Source organism: Methylobacterium sp. C33D (assembly GCF_053345825.1).
This window is the reverse complement of the sequence record NZ_JBKFAV010000099.1, coordinates 1-1412: the sequence shown is the minus strand read 5'-3', so window position 1 is coordinate 1412 and position 1412 is coordinate 1. Positions and strand designations below refer to the sequence as shown.

3 protein-coding genes are annotated in these 1412 nt (G+C 62.3%); all 3 read left to right on the top strand.

The features are described from left to right. On the top strand, window positions 1-217 hold a 217-nt coding region (locus ACLBXO_RS31510), incomplete at its 5' end, for a GDP-mannose 4,6-dehydratase (RefSeq protein ID WP_447687884.1). A gap of 16 nt (window positions 218-233) precedes the next feature. Then, window positions 234-1202, top strand: a complete 969-nt coding sequence (locus tag ACLBXO_RS31505; RefSeq protein WP_447687883.1) for an NAD-dependent epimerase/dehydratase family protein — start codon at window positions 234-236, stop codon at window positions 1200-1202. A gap of 29 nt (window positions 1203-1231) precedes the next feature. Continuing rightward, a partial coding sequence (locus ACLBXO_RS31500; RefSeq protein WP_447687885.1) for a sugar phosphate nucleotidyltransferase occupies window positions 1232-1412 on the top strand: 181 nt, incomplete at its 3' end.

Here is a 1412-nt window from a genome sequence, read left to right as displayed (position 1 = left end):
GGACATGTGCGCGATCGCGTTCAAGCATGTCGGCCTGACGGTGGACGACCACCTGATCGTCGACCCGGCGCTGTTCCGCCCGGCGGAGGTCGAGGTGCTGCTGGGCAACCCGGCCAAGGCCAAGGCGGCCTTCGGCTGGGAGGCCGAGACCAGCCTCGAGGCGCTGATCACCGAGATGGTCGACGCCGACATCAAGCGCCTCAGCGCCAACGCTTAAGCCGACGCGCCAAGACATGAGGCGCATACTCATCACTGGCGCGTCAGGGTTCGTAGGGGCGCACGTTCTCCGGGCATTTCGGAATGCCTTCGCCTCGGCCGATATCCTGGGCGTGGGTCGCCGCGCCTCCCTCAACGTACCCGATGGGGTTACTTATGACTCCCTAGATCTCGTCGATTCAGTCGCAGTCGGCCGCCGAGTTAAGTCGTTCCGGCCAACGGAAGTGCTTCATCTTGCGGCTGAATCGTCGATTGTTCGCGCCGATCAATCAAAGTTCGACACGTGGCGCATCAATTTCGGCGCACTGTACAATTTAGTCGATGCGGTCGAGCGAGCCGGACAAGCCTGCACCTTCGCATTCGTGAGCTCAAGCGAGGTCTACGGAAGCGCGTTCAACGAGCATTGTCCAGCCACTGAAAAGTTGGCACCGCAGCCGATGAACGCCTATGCGCGCTCCAAATGGATAGGGGAACAGCTGTTTGTTAGATCAACCGAAGGGACGTGTATCAAACCGATCGTGCTCCGCCCGTTCAATCACATCGGCCCGGGCCAGGACTTGGCATTTGCGGTGCCCTCCTTCGCCCACCAGATCGCGTTGATCGAAGCCGGGCGGCAACCTCCTATCGTCGAGATAGGCAACCTCTCCTCGCAGCGCGATTTCCTTGATGTTTCGGACGTCGTTGACGCCTACATCGGGATCTTCCGGTGCGCGGCCACGTTTGATGACCCGCAAATCTTCAACATCTGCTCCGGTCAGCCACGCAGCATCGAGAGCATCCTGACTATCCTCGCAGGGCTGTCCCGTGTCGCCTTCGAGATCCGACCAGCGCCCAACCGGATACGGAGATCCGACGTGCCGCTGGCGTATGGGGACGCCAGTCGCCTACGGCAGGCTACGGGCTGGTCGCCGAAGACCGATGTGACGACGTCTCTGGCCCGGATCTTGGACGATGCTCGGACGCAGGTAGCTCGCATCAGATCCTGAAAGAGACAGCGGAGAAATAAGTGCACGATCTGAGCGAACGAGTCCTACCCATAATCCTGTGCGGCGGGACGGGGACGCGGCTGTGGCCGGCGTCGCGGGAGAGCATGCCCAAGCAGTTCGCCCGTCTGGTCGACGCCGAGCGCTCGACCTTCCAGGCGACGCTGGCGCGGGTGTCGGACGCCGCCGTCTTCGCCACGCCCACCGTCATCG

What these genes read in the sequence shown, in the direction of transcription:
- ACLBXO_RS31505 (WP_447687883.1), top strand. Translation starts at nt 234, where the DNA reads ATGAGGCGCATACTCATCACTGGCGCGTCAGGGTTCGTAGGGGCGCAC.